Below are 14,937 nucleotides of genomic sequence, written 5' to 3'. Positions count from 1 at the left end.
TACCTCTCAGGGGCGCATGCCGCACGCCCTGTCAGGGCGTGCGGGTTCAACGGATCAATACAGGCTATCGATATTCTCTTTGGTGACGCGCAGGACTTTGTGGAATTTGATGATGCGTTTTTCGCTATCCACATCAGCTTTACCGAGGTTAGGGATCTCCAGGCCCTGGGTGATCTCTTCGCCTTTCAGCACCTTGTCGGCAATGGCGGTGATGGCATAACCCGCAGAAGCCGGATCGTAGGTGATGCCCATGGCAATATCACCGCTTTTAATCAGCGAGGCGGCCTGGGATGGGATCATCATGCCGTAGACAAACACTTTGCCTTTCGCCCGTTTCTCTTTCACCGCGCGGCCTGCACCGATCGGGCCCTGAGAGCCAAATGAGACAATCCCTTTCATGTCAGGATGGGCTTTCATCAGATCGATGGTGGTACGGCGGGCGTCGTCGATATTCTCGGCCACCGGCATCCGGTTGGTGACTTCGTGCATATCCGGGTAGTGCTCTTTCTGGTATTTCACGAACAAATCCGCCCACAGGTTATGCTGCGGCACGGTCAGGCTGCCGACATAAATGACATAACCGCCTTTGCCGCCCATGGCTTTCGCCATCTCTTCCACGTTGTCGGCGGCAAATTTCTGGTTATCGATAATTTCCACATCCCAGTTAGCGCTGGGCTGCCCCGGGGATTCGTTGGTTAATACTACGATGCCCGCCTCACGCGCTTTTTTGAATACCGGCTCGAGAACATCGGCGTCATTGGGGACGATGCCGATGGCGGAGACTTTTTTAGCGATTAAATCCTCAATGATTTTGACCTGCTGCGGGGCATCGGTGCTGGACGGTCCCACCTGAGACGCTTTTATTCCGAGATCGCTGCCCGCTTTCGTTACGCCTTCTCCCATGCGATTAAACCAGGGCATGCCATCTATCTTTGAAATATTAACCACTTCAATTTCTTTCGCCATTGCAGAGGTCGAGAAAACCATCAACCCGAGCAAGCTCGCAGACAATAATTTTGTTAAGCACATTTTACTCATCTCATACCTCTGTAGGGTGGTAAAAAAAGTAAAGTAAAAATCTGGAAGTGTTGTTTGAGATAGCGGTGTTCATTTTTAATATTAGGTGAAATCACATGCAGCATCCCCATTAATTTAATGGGGAATAGCGTGCCAAATCTTATCCTTAAAGAATTAACAGTAAGGTTTTAAATTTATAATGTTATGGAGCCACCGGCTTATAGCATGGACTATTATGCCAATACTCTGTTTTGAGATTGTTATCACAAATATCCGTTGCTGAATTAAATAAATGGCACAGACGATCCCCTCGCCCCTGCGGGGAAAGGATGAGGGAACGCAGGCCGCACACTATTTAGCCGCTTTTGCCCCCCAGCCCTGCAATGTGACACGGCCGTGAAATGTGTCGGGTGCCAGCCGCTGTGCAAACAGCTAAGCAGGACGTTGCAGTATGCGCTGGTGGCTGATAACACCGCGCCAAGGATGGCGCCTCCCGCCGTCTGACGGGTACGAGATAAAAACCATCACGCATAAGCACTTTGGCCCGGATCTGGTGAAAGTCTTCGCGGTAAAAATCACTCTCTGAACCATCTAGCCCACACCAGCGGGCTTTTTTATGCGCCGCTTCGGTTGACGGACCGCCTTCAGCAAAATTTTGTATACGTATACAGTATTAATTTTAAGGGAGGGGGTTATGGGCAAAGATGGCAACTACAACATCATCTATCGCGGTGAACAACGAGACTACATTGCGCTGGGCAGGCGGATATTCGTTCAGCGCGCTAAAGAGGTGGGCGGTGGCTTCTGGCTTGCCGGATGTGGCCAGATTATTTTTGAGCTTGGCCTGGAGCAACCGAAGTCGCTATCAAACGGACTGGCGTTCCTGAACGATGCCGGTAGGGTTGCAGCCCTTCCTGATTGGGATGACGATTTTAAGCTGGAGGGATAAATGGCCTTCCCGCCCCCCGCGACCGACTATGTAGGGGTCGGTTTGGGAAACGGGAATTATTGTATGTCAGGAGCGCTTTTTAACCTATACGGGTAAGTGACGACACCCTATAGCGATAGCATAAGCCTTATCAAAAAACAGGCTTGCGTTCGACTGAACATCAGCCCCCTTATGCTATTGCGCGGTGATTCCATGCATCAGTAAACACGATATTGCCGTCGCAATGCTTCCATGTGATTTTTTCATATTGAATCTCGATTGACTCCGTGTGTGTGCCTGTTTGATTGCCCGGATACAAATTAGGAGTAATTGATACGACCTTTATATTTTCAAGAATGATATTGAAATATTCCGTTTCCACTCCAGAATCAAGAACTCGATACATTTTTAACGTTGCTGATTTCAATGTCATATTCTGGCTAATAGCTCGATAGAGGTAAGGTGTAGTCTTATCAAACTCTTTTTGCATTATCATTGGGGTATGAATACGTGTTCCCGTTAAGCGTCCAGTATTTGGGCATGACGGAATATTCATATTATGCGTAAGTGCTTTTATCTCAATGGCTCCTAGTCTCCCAGGAATTAAACAGGATCCTATAATTGGCGAGCCGTTTTCGTCAGTTAACCATAAATAAGCAGGATTTGACATTTTATTTATTCCTTGTCTTTAAATTTATAAAAGCGGTCTGCTAGTTTTGCTAATAGCAGCCCAGTTACAATTGTAATAATGATGAAAAACAGCGTTACAGGCCATGAATCAAAATAAGAAAGATAGAATATGCAAAGGCAGGTTATAACCCACGAGACCATATCCGCAAGCCATCCGACCACGCCATCAACGATTCTTTTAATATCCATTTATTTTTTTATTTGCCAAATCAATTAATTGATCAAACGTCGGTTCTCCTAGCTCGCGCCGCACTTGCAAAGCCTGAGCAAATGGAGTAATTGACGATTCAAAAAGGAAATATAACAAATCATAATCACGAGGACGTAAAACTTCGTATATTTCAGGATTGTCAATAGCAAGTTGTTGCGATGTTCTTATGCTGCGTTCCGCCATTCCTCCAAGGAGTAATAAGTTTCCTAAAAAAATACTATTCCGCATTTTTACGAAGAAGGTTACTCGCTCAATAATGGCTGCTGTTATTTTTGTAGTAATATATGAATTGGCGGAGGCTCGCCCGATAAGTGAAAATACTGTTTTACTATAGGTGCCATCCTTTTTCCTTTTGGTCAGGCGCTTTTCAAATTCTATAAGCGCTAACGCGATAGCTTCTTTTAATTGTTCATAATTTAGGAGCCCTCGCCGAACAGCAGCAAGTAGTCTTATTCGTTCTGTTTCACGGTGATAGCGAGAATCAGTATCAAACACCCCCCAAACCAGGTAACCAAAATCCAGAGGGACAGATAAAGCCCCCTCTGCAAAACCGATAGCTGAGTTTGGGTTTATTATTATGTCGGCTAAACGTTCAGCTATTTCCTTGATGCTATTCATTTCTGTGATATTTCCCATTCCTTCTCCCTCTGCAAAACCATCCCTTTCTCATGGTTTTATCATGCAATGCTCAACTGAGCAACGGTATGGAAAACAAACAACTTTGCTTGCTTCTGTTTAACAGAAAAATACTATGCCTCCGGCGAAAAGCCGGAGGAGCTAACTTAGAGGCGCGAAGCGACGACTATTACCTTATGTTGCGGTTATTGTGGTTTTTTGACTTCACGCCTGTACAACCCCGCCAGAATGCCGCCTAATAATGGCGCTTATTTTTTCATTCACAGTTAACAGGTCTGTTATTGATGAATCATCTCTATCACTCCGCGCCAGCTCCTGTCTGCTGTGATGACCATTCATTTTCAAGGGACAGGTAGCCATGCAGCGTCGACAATTTCTTAAAAACAGCGTACTTCTCTCTGCCGCAGGCTTAGTAGGCCCGGCCGTCGCCAGCCAGACTGTGGTACATAACAGCGCGCCGCTCGCCGCGCCGGTGATGCGCCGCCGTTTCGTCTTATCGCAAACCTATAAGCTGGCACCGCCCCAGGGCTCCAGCGGGGTGGTCAAACTCTGGATCCCACTGCCGGTGGATACCGCCTTTCAGCAGATGACCGGCCTGTCGTTCAGCGGCAACTATCAGCAGGCCTATATCACCACCAATAATAGCTACGGCGCGAAAACGCTGTTTGCGACCTGGCCGAAATCAGAAGGCGATCTACTCCTGCAGCTCGATCTGGAGATCGAAACGGCAGACTGGGAGCCGCTGAAACAGGACGCCCTGAAAAACTGGCAGGCGCCGGAGCAGATTGTCTACCCGCTGGCGGTGAAGCCGTACCTGCTGCCAACGACGCATACTCCGGTTGATGGCCTGGTGCGCGAAACGGCGCAAAAAATCACGGCCGGCGAAACCGATCCGCTGAAAAAAGCGCGCCTGATCTACGAGTGGGTCAGCAGTCATATGGAGCGCGATAACGACGTGATTGGCTGTGGCACCGGCGATGTGGCAACTATTCTGCAAAGCGGCAAGCTCAGCGGCAAATGTACCGACATCAGCTCGGTGTTTGTCGCCCTGGCGCGCGCCAGTGGTATCCCGGCGCGGGAGCTGTTCGGCATCCGTCTGGGCAAGGCCAACAAGCTGGAACGCTACTCGAAAAGCGCCTTCGGCAAGGCCGACAGCGCGGGCGTGTCCGACGTTAGCGGCGGACAGCACTGCCGGGCAGAATTTTATCTGGCAGGATATGGCTGGCTGCCGTGCGATCCGGCTGACGTCACCAAAATGCGTCTGGCGGAGAAAAAAGCCCATCAGGACCCCGATGTGCAGGCGGTAAATGCTTACCTGTTCGGCAACTGGGAGATGAACTGGGTGGGCTTCAACTACGGGCGCGATTTTGAACTCTATCCGGCGACGGAGCAGGGGGCAGTGAATAACTTTGGTTACCCCTATGCCGAAGTGGACGGCGACCCGCTCAATTTTTACGATCCAAAGGTGTTTACCTACCACTATGTCTCAACAGAACAACGCTAAAGGGGCGGGGCTGACCCTGCTGACGGCGGCTGCGGCGGCCGTCACCGCCGGGCTGTGCTGCGTCGGACCGCTGCTCTATTTGCTGTTTGGTATATCGGCTGCCGGTTTTGCCGGGCTCAGCCAGCTCGAATTCCTGCGGGTGCCGATGATCCTGCTCTCGACAGGGCTGATGCTGCGGGTATTCTGGCGGCTCTATTTTTCAACGCGGCCGTGGTGTACCGGGCGGATGACGCTGGGGCAGATGCGTCTGCTGTTCTGGCTCTCGCTGCCGGTGCTGTTGCTGGTGCTGTTCTACCCCACGGTGGTGGCCTGGTATTATGAGGTGATGGAATGAAACGACTGCTGATAACCGCGAGTCTGTTGCTGCCCCTGTGCGCACAGGCTGCAAACGAAAAAGTGGTGCTGGATGTGCAGGGCATGACCTGCTCGCTGTGCGTGATTTCGGTTAACCAGGCCCTGCGTGAAACGGAAGGGGTGGTGAAAGCGAAAGCGTCGTTGAAGACGCGCCAAACCGACGTTATCGTTCCGGAAGGTTTCCCGACCGGGACGTTATTAGAGGCGGTGGCGAAAACAGGCTATACGGCAACCGTGAACCGCATTGAAAAACCGTAAATATAATAATAATGCCTGATGGCTTAATTATTATTATCGTATTCACGTCTTTCTCAAATTTTGGGAAAGACGTGCTACCACGCAATTATTAATAAATTATGATGATATTGCTTCCGTTTGCGTAATATCTGGTTACACAGCGTTGACCTTCCCGCCTGCGCGCTCTATCTTTGGATTAGTTTCTCCATAAAACGCTCCATTTTTATCCCTATATCGCCGTCCCCGGCGGTTTGTTGATCCCTGGTGTCTGCATTTTATTGCGGCTTAGTGTGGATTAAGGTCAATATGAATATTACAGCGAGTAAATATACCCTCTGGATGCGCGATATTACCCTTAATCCGTGGGCAGCGTTTTATTTTCTCCAGTCGGTGCTGATTAATTACTCGTTTGGATATTCATTTAGCCTGCTCTATTCGGTAGCATTTTGCTGCGTCTTGTTTGTCCTCTGGCGGTTTGCCCCTCAGGTGCAGAAAGGGGTCATTCTCCTCTGCAGCCTGCTGGCGGCCATGTACTACCCCTTTCAACAGGCCTATGGCGCACCGAATTTCAATACCCTGCTGGCGCTCCACGCCACCAACGTCAATGAATCCGTCGAGATCCTGACGATATTCCCGTGGCACAGCTATCTGGTCTCTTTAGTCATTCTGGCGTTAGGCGGGGTGGCGCTGGCGCGTAAAATTGGGCCAAAACAGCCCTGGCGCCGCCTGGATATGTTGTGTCTGGCCTTCAGCGTGGCCTGTTTCTTTATGACCCCGGCGAAAAACCTCGTCTACTGGGGAAACTTCACCCTGCTGGATGTGGGTTATCCGGTGTTCCGCTTTGTGAAGGATGTGGTGATCAACAACCAGGAAGTGGTGCAGGAAAAGGCCCATATGCTGGAGCTGGCGAAGATGAAGGACAACTGGACCGTACTGGCGGTGAAGCCCCGCTACCACAATTACGTGATGGTGATCGGCGAAAGCGCACGGCGGGATGCCCTGGGTGCCTTTGGCGGACAGTGGAATAACACGCCCTTTGCCAGCGCTGTTAATGGCACGTTATTCACGGATTTTATCTCCGCCAGCGCCTCCACCCAAACCTCTCTGGGCCACTCCCTGAGCCGGGTGAGCGGAGGGAGCCCGGAATACCAGAATAACGTCGTCACCCTGGCGAACCGCGCCGGGTTCCGCACCTGGTGGTTCTCTAATCAGGGGCAAATTGGCGAGTACGATACCGCCATCGCCAGCATTGCGAAGCGTGCGGATGAGGTACAGTTTCTGCGCAAAGGCTATTACGAAGATGAAAATAACCCACGGGATGAAGCCCTGCTGCAGATGACGCAGCAGGTATTGTCCGCTCCGCGTACCGAGCCGCGGCTGATCGTCCTGCATCTGATGGGCTCACACCCGCAAGCCTGCGAGCGCACTCAGGGGAAATACCTCGAGTTTGTGCAGTCGAAAGAGACCTCCTGCTACATCTACAGCATCACCCAGACCGATACCCTGTTAAAAAAGCTTTATGAGCAGCTGCAAAATAGCGGTGACAGTTTCTCGATGGTCTATTTCTCTGACCACGGGCTGACCTATAAAGCCCGTCTGACTGGCGGGCAATATATGGCCCATGGCGATGCCTTCCAGCAAAACTATCAGGTGCCCTTTATGATCATGTCCAGCGACGACAAAGCACATCGCCTGATTAAAGCCCGGCGTTCTGCCAACGATTTTCTCGATTTCTTCTCGGTCTGGACCGGGATCGAGGCGAAAGAGATAACCCCGAAATACCCCTTTGTCTCGGAGCAGGATGCCGGCACGCCCTGGGTGATGAACTTTAAGCTGCAAAAAGTGGATTATGCGCAGCTTCCTGACGATCTCCACTGATCTTGCCCCCGGTCAGGCGCCCCCCAGATAGGCTTTTCTGACCTCCTGATTGCCCAGCAGCTCCTCGCCGCTGCCGCTCAGGCGGATCTGGCCGTTGACCATCACATACCCGCGGTCGGAGAGCTTCAGCGCATGGTGCGCGTTCTGCTCGACGAGGAAAATCGTCATCCCGTTACGCGCCAGCTCCCGCAGGGTCTGGAAGATCTGCTTCACCACAATCGGCGCTAACCCCAGGCTCGGCTCATCCAGCAGCAACAGTTTTGGCCGACTCATCAACGCCCGGGCGATGGCCAGCATCTGCTGCTCGCCGCCGGACATGGTCATTGCCCGCTGTTTGCGCCGCTCCTTCAGGCGTGGAAAGAGATCAAACATGCTCTGCAGATCCTCTGCCGCAAACTGATTGCCAATGGGGATGGTACCCATCAGCAGGTTCTCTTCGACGGTCATATCGGGGAAGATGCGCCGCCCCTCCGGGGCCTGGGCTATGCCCCCTGAGGCGACGTAGTGGGTCGATTTGTGGCTAATGTCCTCCCCGCAAAACAGAATTTGCCCGTTGCGCACCCGCGGCTGGCCGAAAATGGACATCAGCAGGGTCGATTTTCCCGCCCCGTTAGCGCCGATCAGCGCCACGGTTTCACCGGCGTTGACCTGCAACGACACCTGCTTCAGCGCCTGGATCACACCGTAATAGACATCCACCTGACGAAACTCCAGCATTGCCTCACTCATACACTGACCTCGCTCTCATCGGTGCCCAGATAGGCGGCAATGACTTTTTCATCGTGCTGGATCTGTGCCGGTTTGCCCTGGGCAATCACATCCCCGTGGTCGAGCACGATAATGTGATCCGATATCTCCATCACCATCCCCATATCATGTTCGATCAGCAGCACCGTAATGTCGTGGCGATCGCGCAGGAAACGGATGATGTTACTCAGCGTGTGGGTCTCCACCGGGTTGAGCCCGGCGGCCGGTTCATCAAGACAGATCATCTCCGGCCCGGTACACATGGCCCGGGCAATCTCGAGCCGCCGCTGCTGGCCGTAGGACATCTCCCCCGCCAGCCGGTTGGCGCAATCCACCAGATCCACCACTTCCAGCCAGTAAAAGGCCCGGTCCAGGGCATCGCTTTCCGCGCGACGGTAGGCAGGAGTGTTCAGCACCCCGGCCAGCAGGTTGCGGTTGACCCGCATGTGCTGCGCCACCAGCAGGTTCTCCACCACCGACATCTCGCGGAACAGGCGGATATTCTGGAAGGTGCGCGCCAGTCCGGCGCGGTTCACCAGGTGGGTGCCGCCAAACATCTTGTAGAACAGACGCTGGCCGAACTGCGCCGGGTTGATCCAGTCTCCCGGCTGGAATTTCTGCCCCAGGATCTGGATCACGTTGGTGGTTTTGCTCCGGGTGTTGAACAGGATATTGCCCCCGGAGGCCTTATAAAACCCGGTCAGACAGTTGAACACCGTGGTTTTTCCCGCACCGTTGGGGCCGATCAGGGCGGTGATGGACCCGCGCTGCACCTCGAGATTGACGTCGTTGAGCGCCTTGATGCCGCCAAAGTGCATCATCAGATGCTCGACGCTTAAGATGGTCCCGTTCATGGCGCCACTCCTTTGCGTACCGCAAAGCCGCTGCGGTTGATGCGGATCAGCCCGCGCGGCCGCCAGATCATCATCACCACCATTAATACGCCAAACAGCAGCACCCGATACTCTGCGAAGGTACGCAGCAGCTCCGGGGTAACGGTGAGCACGAAGGCCGCCAGCACCACCCCGAGGGTAGATCCCATCCCGCCTAACACCACGATGGCGAGGATCAGAGCCGACTCAAAGAAGGTGAACGAGGTGGGGTTAACAAACCCCTGATAGGTGGCGAAGAATACCCCGGCAATGCCCGCGGTAGAGGCTCCGAGGGTAAAGGCCGACAGCTTGACCAGGACATGGTTGAGGCCCATGGAGCGGCAGGCGATTTCATCTTCGCGCAGCGCCTCCCAGGCGCGGCCAATCGGCATCCGCGTCAGGCGGTGCTTGATGTAGAGCACCAGCAGGACCACCAGCAGCAGAATGGCGTAGATGAAGATGAACTTCAGGTTAGGGTTAAAGGTCAGGTTGAAGAACTCGTGGAACGGCACGCCGCCATCTTTCGCCCGTCGACCAAACTCCAGCCCGAAGAGGGTCGGAGGCGGGGCGGAGATGCCGTTCGGCCCGCCGGTAAAGGTCAGCCAGTTGTTCAGCACCAGGCGGATGATCTCCCCGAAGCCGAGGGTCACAATCGCCAGATAGTCGCCGTGCATGCGCAGTACCGGAAAGCCGAGCAAGGCCCCGGCCGCGGCGGCCATCAGCGCCGCCAGAGGCAGCATGGACCAGAAGCCGAGCCCCAGATACTGATAGCCCAGTGCCAGGCCATAGGCACCGATGGCGTAAAAGGCGACATAGCCGAGGTCCAGCAGCCCCGCGAGCCCGACCACGATGTTCAGCCCGAGGCCGAGCAGGACGTAGATCAGGCCGAGGATCGCCACCGTCAGCACGTACTTGGTGGCGACGAACGGAAAGCAGACCGCCAGGGCGATAATCAGGGGCAGGATCCAGCGCATCCGGCTTTTGTACTCCGGCGGCCGAACGTAAACCCCGGTATTATCGTTGTCGAAGCGGGCCATCCCCCGTCGTCCCGGCGCGGTGGTTAAAAAGGCACTCAGTAAAAAACGCCCGGTCATCACCGTGGCGATGATCCACGCCAGCCGCTGTCCTTCGAAGTTAAAGCTGTAGCCATCCAGCACCACCCCCACCACCGGACCAAAAATCACCAGCGCCACCATGCCCGCAAAAATGGCGTCGAGAATGCAGCGTTTTAGGGAAAAACCGTCGTGGGCAACGGGTTGCGAAACGAGTTGTGCAGTCATCTTTTTTCCCTCACACCTTGGCCACGACAGGGCGACCAAGCAGTCCCTGAGGACGGAAAATCAGGATTACTACCAGCAATCCAAACGAGAACACGTCTTTATAATCGGAGTTCACCATCCCGGAGAATTGCGCCTCGGCAATGCCGAGGATCAGGCCTCCCAGCATCGCGCCGGGCAGGGAGCCGATCCCGCCAAGGACGGCGGCGGTAAAGGCTTTGATCCCGATGATAAACCCGGCGTAAAAATCAAAGGTGCCGTAGTTCATGGTGATCAGCACCCCGGCCAGGCCAGCCATTGCCGCACCAATCACAAACACCAGGGAGATGATCCGGTCGGTATTGATGCCCAGAATCGACGCCATCTTGCGATCCTGCTGCACGGCGCGGCACATTCGCCCGAGCCGGGTGTTGCTGATTATCCAGGTGAGCAGCAGCATCCCGGTGAACGAGGCGATCAGAATGAAGACTTTGGTGTAGGTGATCTGTACAAAGCCTTCGCCAATATGAAAGCGCAGCACGCCGTCGAGCATGGTAGGCACCCCCTGCTGACGCGGCCCCTGGCTGATTTGGGCGTAGTTTTGCAGGATCAGCGACATGCCGATGGCAGAGATCAGCGGGGCCAGGCGCGTGGAGTTACGCAGCGGTTTATAGGCGATGCGCTCGATGGTCCAGCCGTACACCCCGGTCACCACGATGGTGAAGACCAGCGTGCCGAGGATCAGCAGCGGAAACGATTCCAGCCCGAAGAAGGAGAGAAGCGCCAGGCCGATGGCGCAGAGATAGGCGGAGATCATATAGACTTCGCCGTGGGCGAAGTTAATCATGCCGATAATGCCGTAGACCATGGTGTAGCCAATGGCGATCAATCCGTAGACCGACCCCAGCGTCAGGCCATTGATTAACTGCTGCAGAAAGAACGTTTCCATCATCGCGCGCTCGTGTTTTAGACCGCAGGTTGCGCTGCGGTCCTCGGGTTATAGTGCGTCGGTATGTCGCCATACCGACGTTGAGCGTGATTCCGTCCGCTTACTGCACTTCCTTATATTTACCCTTGTCGTCCCACTCATACACCACGTAGTCAGAGACTTTCAGGTCACCCTTGCTGTCCCAGGATTTTTTGCCCATCACGGTATCCACCGAATTGGCCTTCAGCCATTCGCTGGCTTTGGCCGGATCGGCCCCACCGGTGGCTTTAAAGGCCGCAGCAATGGCCTGGATGGAGGCGTAGGAGTAGAGGGTGTAGCCTTCCGGCTCGAATTTACTGGCGCGGAATTTGTCGATCACCGCTTTGCCTTCCGGGATCAGACGCGGGTCTTTGCCGAAGGTCATATAGATGCCGTTGGTGTACTGCGCGCCCCCGGCGGCGGTGACCATCTCTTCGTTGACGATACAGTCGCCGGAGAAGAATTTGGCCTGCACCCCTTGCTCACGCATCTGGCGCACCAGCGGGCCCGCTTCCGGGTGACAGCCGCCAAAGAAGACCACGTCCGGTTTCTGGGCACCGATTTTGGTCACCAGCGCGTTAAAGTCTTTTTCGCCGCGGGACAGGCCTTCGTACATCACGTCTTTGACATCACGTTTCGCCAGCGCCGCTTTGGTGGCATCCGCCAGCCCCTGGCCGTAAGTGTCTTTATCGTGAATGATCACCACCCGTTTGGCTTTCAGCTTATCAATAATGAAATCAGCGGCGACCTGGCCCTGCTGGTCATCACGGCCGCACATGCGGAACATGTCGCTCATGCCGCGCTCGGTGATCAGCGGGTTGGTGGAGCCGGGGGTGATAGCCAGTACGCCCGCGTCGTTATAGACCTCGGAAGCCGGCATGGTGGAGGAGGAGCAGAAGTGGCCGACCACCGCTTTGACCTTATCCTGGTCAACCAGACGGTTAGCGACCGAGACGGCCTGTTTCGGTTCACAGGCGTCATCGCCCTGCACCAGTTTGATCTTCTCGCCATTAATGCCGCCCGCGGCGTTAATGTCTTCCGCGGCCTGGGTCGCGCCGTGCCAGTACTGGTCCCCATAGGTGGCGTTCGGTCCGGTGAAGGGACCCGCCACGCCAATCACGATATCAGCCTGGGCGGAAAACGCCGTCACCAGACACCCTGCCAGCACAAGAGAGAGAGGACTTCTGATCAATTTCAGCGACATTATTATGTACCTTTTCTGAGTGTTTTTTGGCACAACCCTGTGTAGTCGAACGCCGGAGGCGTACCCAATCCAAAACGTGTTCAAAACGTAATGCACTAAACGGACGACATACCGCAGAAACAGGCGAGATTGCCTGAGGGTGATAACCCTCAGCACAACAGTAAGCAAAATGGTTGCCAGAACGGCAGCGTATTGCCTGTGTTTCGACAATTTTCAGTATAGAGCGCCGTTTTAAGCGGCCCGGCGGCATGAAGTGAAATTACAGCGGGGATCACATCTCATTAACAACAAAGCACATAAGTTGTGCAATGGTCACGATTTAGACGGAATTGCACCAGTAACGCGCCCCGGAACAACAGGGGAAGGGGACCGTTGAGCCTGCTTTCTGTGTTACCCTGCACGCAATTCTATTCTGCAGGAGATTTACCATGAGCGAAGGTCCATTAAACGAAACCGAAATGGAGTGGCTGGAAGAGACCTTAATGACCTACGGTCATGACGGCGAGTCCGTAATGGACGTCTCGGAGCTCGACGGGATGCTGACCGCGGTGCTGTCTGGCCCGGTGGTGGTTGAGCCGGATCGCTGGCTGGTGGCGGTGTGGGGCGGCGAGAAAAACATTCCGCGCTGGAAGAACGATCGCGAGATGAACCGCTTTATCGATCTCTGCTTTAAGCACCTGAACGATATTGCCGAGCGCCTTAGTGACTACCCGGAGCAGTTTGAGCCGATGTTCGGCATGAACGATGTTGAGGGTGAAACCTTTACCGTGGTGGAAGAGTGGTGCTTCGGTTATATGCGCGGCGTGGCGCTGACCGACTGGTCATCCCTGCCAGAGTCCCTGCGTGAGGATCTGGATCTTATCGCCCTGCACGGCTCCGAAGAGAACTTTGAGCGTCTGGATACCTTCAGTGAAGAGGAGTTCCAGCAGAGCATCGAGGGCATTCGTCCGGCGGCGCTGCGGCTGTATAATCACTGGATTGCCAACCCGCAAGAGCCAGTTGCCCAGCAGCCGGTGATCAACGGCACCAAAGTCGGTCGCAACGATCCCTGCCCGTGCGGCAGCGGCAAAAAATTCAAGAACTGCTGTCTGCATTAATAGTGCGCATTTCTGCCGGGTGGCGCTTCGCTTACCCGGCCTACAAAACCCTCTCGTAGGCCCGTGCAAGCGAAGCGCCGCCGGGCATTAATGCACGTTATCCCACTTCCGGAAGCAGCCCTGCCGCAATGCCAAACTGCACGAGGATTATCGCGATCCCGCAGGCGAAGACCAGACACAGCGCCGGTTTCCCGCCCGGCACCCGGTAATCACCGGCTGGATGATGCTTCCGGCTCTGCCACACCAGCAGCGACGGCAGCAGCAGCGCCAGCACCGCCAGCGCGACGCCTGCATACCCCAGCGCCATCACAAACCCACGCGGATAGAACAGGGCGAAGGCCAGCGGCGGCAGGAAGGTGATCGCCCCGGTCTGTAAACGCCCGCCCACAGTGCGGCTGCGCTGGAACAGGTCGGCAAGGTAATCGAACAGGCCCAGCGCCACTCCGAGGAACGAGGTCGCCAGGGCGAGGTCGGCAAACAGGTGTACCGCCAGCTCCACGTGCGGCGACGCCACCACTTCACGCAGGGCCTGCAGCAGCCCGTTCAGGCCGGTATGGCTCGCCAGCATCCCCATAAAGGTCGACGAGTTAATGCTGCCGAGGGTTACCAGCTGCCAGAAGATATAGGCCACCAGTGGAATGGCGCTGCCGGTGATAAAGATCCAGCGCAGCTTGCGCACGTTGCCATTCATATAGCTGACGATGCTCGGCACGCTGCCGTGGAAACCAAACGAGGTAAAAATCACCGGGATAGCCGACAGCGCCAGCCCTTTCTCCAGCGGCAGGGTCAGAAGATTGACCTTATGAATGTGCGGCGCCAGCAGCGCCAGCATCACCACCAGGAAGATGATTTTGGCCGAGAAGAGGAAACGGTTGAACAGATCCACCAGCGAGGTGCCCACGCAGACCACGCCGCCGCCGATCAGGGTAAAGAAGATCACCCCGGTGGTCGGGGTGATATCGGCGTTGAACCAGTCGTTGACGCTGGAGGCGATTAGCTCACCCGCACCGCTGATGTAGGCCGCGGTCAGGGCATACATCAGGAACATCATGCTGAAACCGGTGATCCACTGGCCGAAACGGCCCAGATAACGCCCGGCCAGCGACCCGAGTCCGGTATCGGCGGGAACGTGCTGATACACTTCCAGCAGCAGCAGGGCGGTATAACACATCAGCGCCCAGAGTGTGCCCAGTAACACCAGCGTGACGCCAAACCCGACCCCCGCCGCCGCCAGCGGCATCGCCAGCATACCTGCGCCAATCGTGGTTCCGGCGACGATAAAAATACTTCCCAGCGTTCTGTTCTTCACGTTTTCCTCTACAGCCTTGCACTATCGCGA

Annotated in this window: 15 protein-coding genes and 1 pseudogene; 7 read left to right on the top strand and 9 right to left on the bottom strand. The window is 55.0% G+C overall.

The genetic code is table 11. The annotated features are described in order from the left end of the window. Nucleotides 1-54: 54 nt before the first annotated feature. A complete protein-coding gene (locus tag G7090_RS14440) occupies nucleotides 55-1,038 on the bottom strand; it encodes an autoinducer 2 ABC transporter substrate-binding protein (RefSeq protein WP_106993384.1) in 984 nt (327 codons plus the stop codon). Nucleotides 1,039-1,513: 475 nt separating this feature from the next. Between G7090_RS14440 and G7090_RS23960 the strand changes: the two are divergent. After that, nucleotides 1,514-1,603, top strand: a pseudogene (locus tag G7090_RS23960) (ASCH domain-containing protein); the annotation flags it as partial. 108 nt (nucleotides 1,604-1,711) lie between these two features. After that, nucleotides 1,712-1,966 (top strand): lF-82, encoded by a 255-nt coding sequence (locus G7090_RS14435; RefSeq protein WP_166182873.1) that lies wholly within the window; start codon nucleotides 1,712-1,714, stop codon nucleotides 1,964-1,966. A gap of 169 nt (nucleotides 1,967-2,135) precedes the next feature. On the opposite strand, the gene G7090_RS14430 is transcribed toward G7090_RS14435, so the two are convergent. Then, entirely contained in the window at nucleotides 2,136-2,615 is a 480-nt protein-coding gene (locus tag G7090_RS14430; protein WP_166182872.1) for a type VI secretion system tube protein TssD, read from the bottom strand. Between the two features lie 198 nt (nucleotides 2,616-2,813). Continuing rightward, a complete protein-coding gene (locus G7090_RS14425) occupies nucleotides 2,814-3,482 on the bottom strand; it encodes a hypothetical protein (protein WP_242685326.1) in 669 nt (222 codons plus the stop codon). A 358-nt stretch (nucleotides 3,483-3,840) separates the two neighbouring features. Between G7090_RS14425 and G7090_RS14420 the strand changes: the two genes are divergently transcribed. From G7090_RS14420 to G7090_RS14405, 4 genes are all read left to right on the top strand, one after another. Then, on the top strand, nucleotides 3,841-4,986 hold the full coding sequence (locus tag G7090_RS14420) for a transglutaminase-like domain-containing protein (RefSeq protein ID WP_166182871.1): 1,146 nt from the start codon (nucleotides 3,841-3,843) through the stop codon (nucleotides 4,984-4,986). After that, on the top strand, nucleotides 4,964-5,320 hold the full coding sequence (locus G7090_RS14415; protein WP_166182870.1) for a mercuric transporter MerT family protein: 357 nt from the start codon (nucleotides 4,964-4,966) through the stop codon (nucleotides 5,318-5,320). Before G7090_RS14420 ends, G7090_RS14415 begins: the two co-directional genes overlap by 23 nt. Next, nucleotides 5,317-5,598, top strand: coding sequence for a heavy-metal-associated domain-containing protein (locus G7090_RS14410; protein ID WP_166182869.1), 282 nt, complete (start codon nucleotides 5,317-5,319; stop codon nucleotides 5,596-5,598). Before G7090_RS14415 ends, G7090_RS14410 begins: the two co-directional genes overlap by 4 nt. A 285-nt stretch (nucleotides 5,599-5,883) precedes the next feature. Further along, nucleotides 5,884-7,455 (top strand): phosphoethanolamine transferase, encoded by a 1,572-nt coding sequence (locus G7090_RS14405; protein ID WP_166182868.1) that lies wholly within the window; start codon nucleotides 5,884-5,886, stop codon nucleotides 7,453-7,455. A gap of 12 nt (nucleotides 7,456-7,467) precedes the next feature. On the opposite strand, the gene G7090_RS14400 is transcribed toward G7090_RS14405, so the two are convergent. From G7090_RS14400 to G7090_RS14380, 5 genes are all read right to left on the bottom strand, one after another. Then, a complete protein-coding gene (locus G7090_RS14400) occupies nucleotides 7,468-8,184 on the bottom strand; it encodes an ABC transporter ATP-binding protein (protein ID WP_106993379.1) in 717 nt (238 codons plus the stop codon). Continuing rightward, nucleotides 8,181-9,056, bottom strand: coding sequence for an ABC transporter ATP-binding protein (locus G7090_RS14395; protein WP_166182867.1), 876 nt, complete (start codon nucleotides 9,054-9,056; stop codon nucleotides 8,181-8,183). The genes G7090_RS14400 and G7090_RS14395 overlap by 4 nt, the downstream gene beginning before the upstream one ends. Next, nucleotides 9,053-10,354: a high-affinity branched-chain amino acid ABC transporter permease LivM gene (gene livM, locus G7090_RS14390; RefSeq protein WP_166182866.1), complete on the bottom strand. Its 1,302-nt coding sequence runs from the start codon at nucleotides 10,352-10,354 to the stop codon at nucleotides 9,053-9,055. The genes G7090_RS14395 and livM overlap by 4 nt, the downstream gene beginning before the upstream one ends. A gap of 10 nt (nucleotides 10,355-10,364) precedes the next feature. Beyond that, nucleotides 10,365-11,279: a branched-chain amino acid ABC transporter permease gene (locus tag G7090_RS14385; RefSeq protein ID WP_059309089.1), complete on the bottom strand. Its 915-nt coding sequence runs from the start codon at nucleotides 11,277-11,279 to the stop codon at nucleotides 10,365-10,367. 100 nt (nucleotides 11,280-11,379) lie between these two features. Then, nucleotides 11,380-12,501 (bottom strand): branched-chain amino acid ABC transporter substrate-binding protein, encoded by a 1,122-nt coding sequence (locus tag G7090_RS14380; protein ID WP_106993376.1) that lies wholly within the window; start codon nucleotides 12,499-12,501, stop codon nucleotides 11,380-11,382. A 428-nt stretch (nucleotides 12,502-12,929) separates the two neighbouring features. Between G7090_RS14380 and G7090_RS14375 the strand changes: the two genes are divergently transcribed. Next, nucleotides 12,930-13,598, top strand: a complete 669-nt coding sequence (locus tag G7090_RS14375; protein ID WP_166182865.1) for a YecA family protein — start codon at nucleotides 12,930-12,932, stop codon at nucleotides 13,596-13,598. 97 nt (nucleotides 13,599-13,695) lie between these two features. On the opposite strand, the gene tyrP is transcribed toward G7090_RS14375, so the two are convergent. After that, nucleotides 13,696-14,907 (bottom strand): tyrosine transporter TyrP, encoded by a 1,212-nt coding sequence (gene tyrP, locus G7090_RS14370; protein WP_166182864.1) that lies wholly within the window; start codon nucleotides 14,905-14,907, stop codon nucleotides 13,696-13,698. Between the last annotated feature and the right edge of the window lie 30 nt (nucleotides 14,908-14,937).

The sequence above is a fragment of the Leclercia sp. 29361 genome (genome assembly GCF_011290365.1).
Classification (GTDB): domain Bacteria; phylum Pseudomonadota; class Gammaproteobacteria; order Enterobacterales; family Enterobacteriaceae; genus Enterobacter; species Enterobacter tamurae.
Note: the sequence above shows the minus strand (reverse complement) of the source record. Positions and strands in the feature narration are given on the sequence as shown.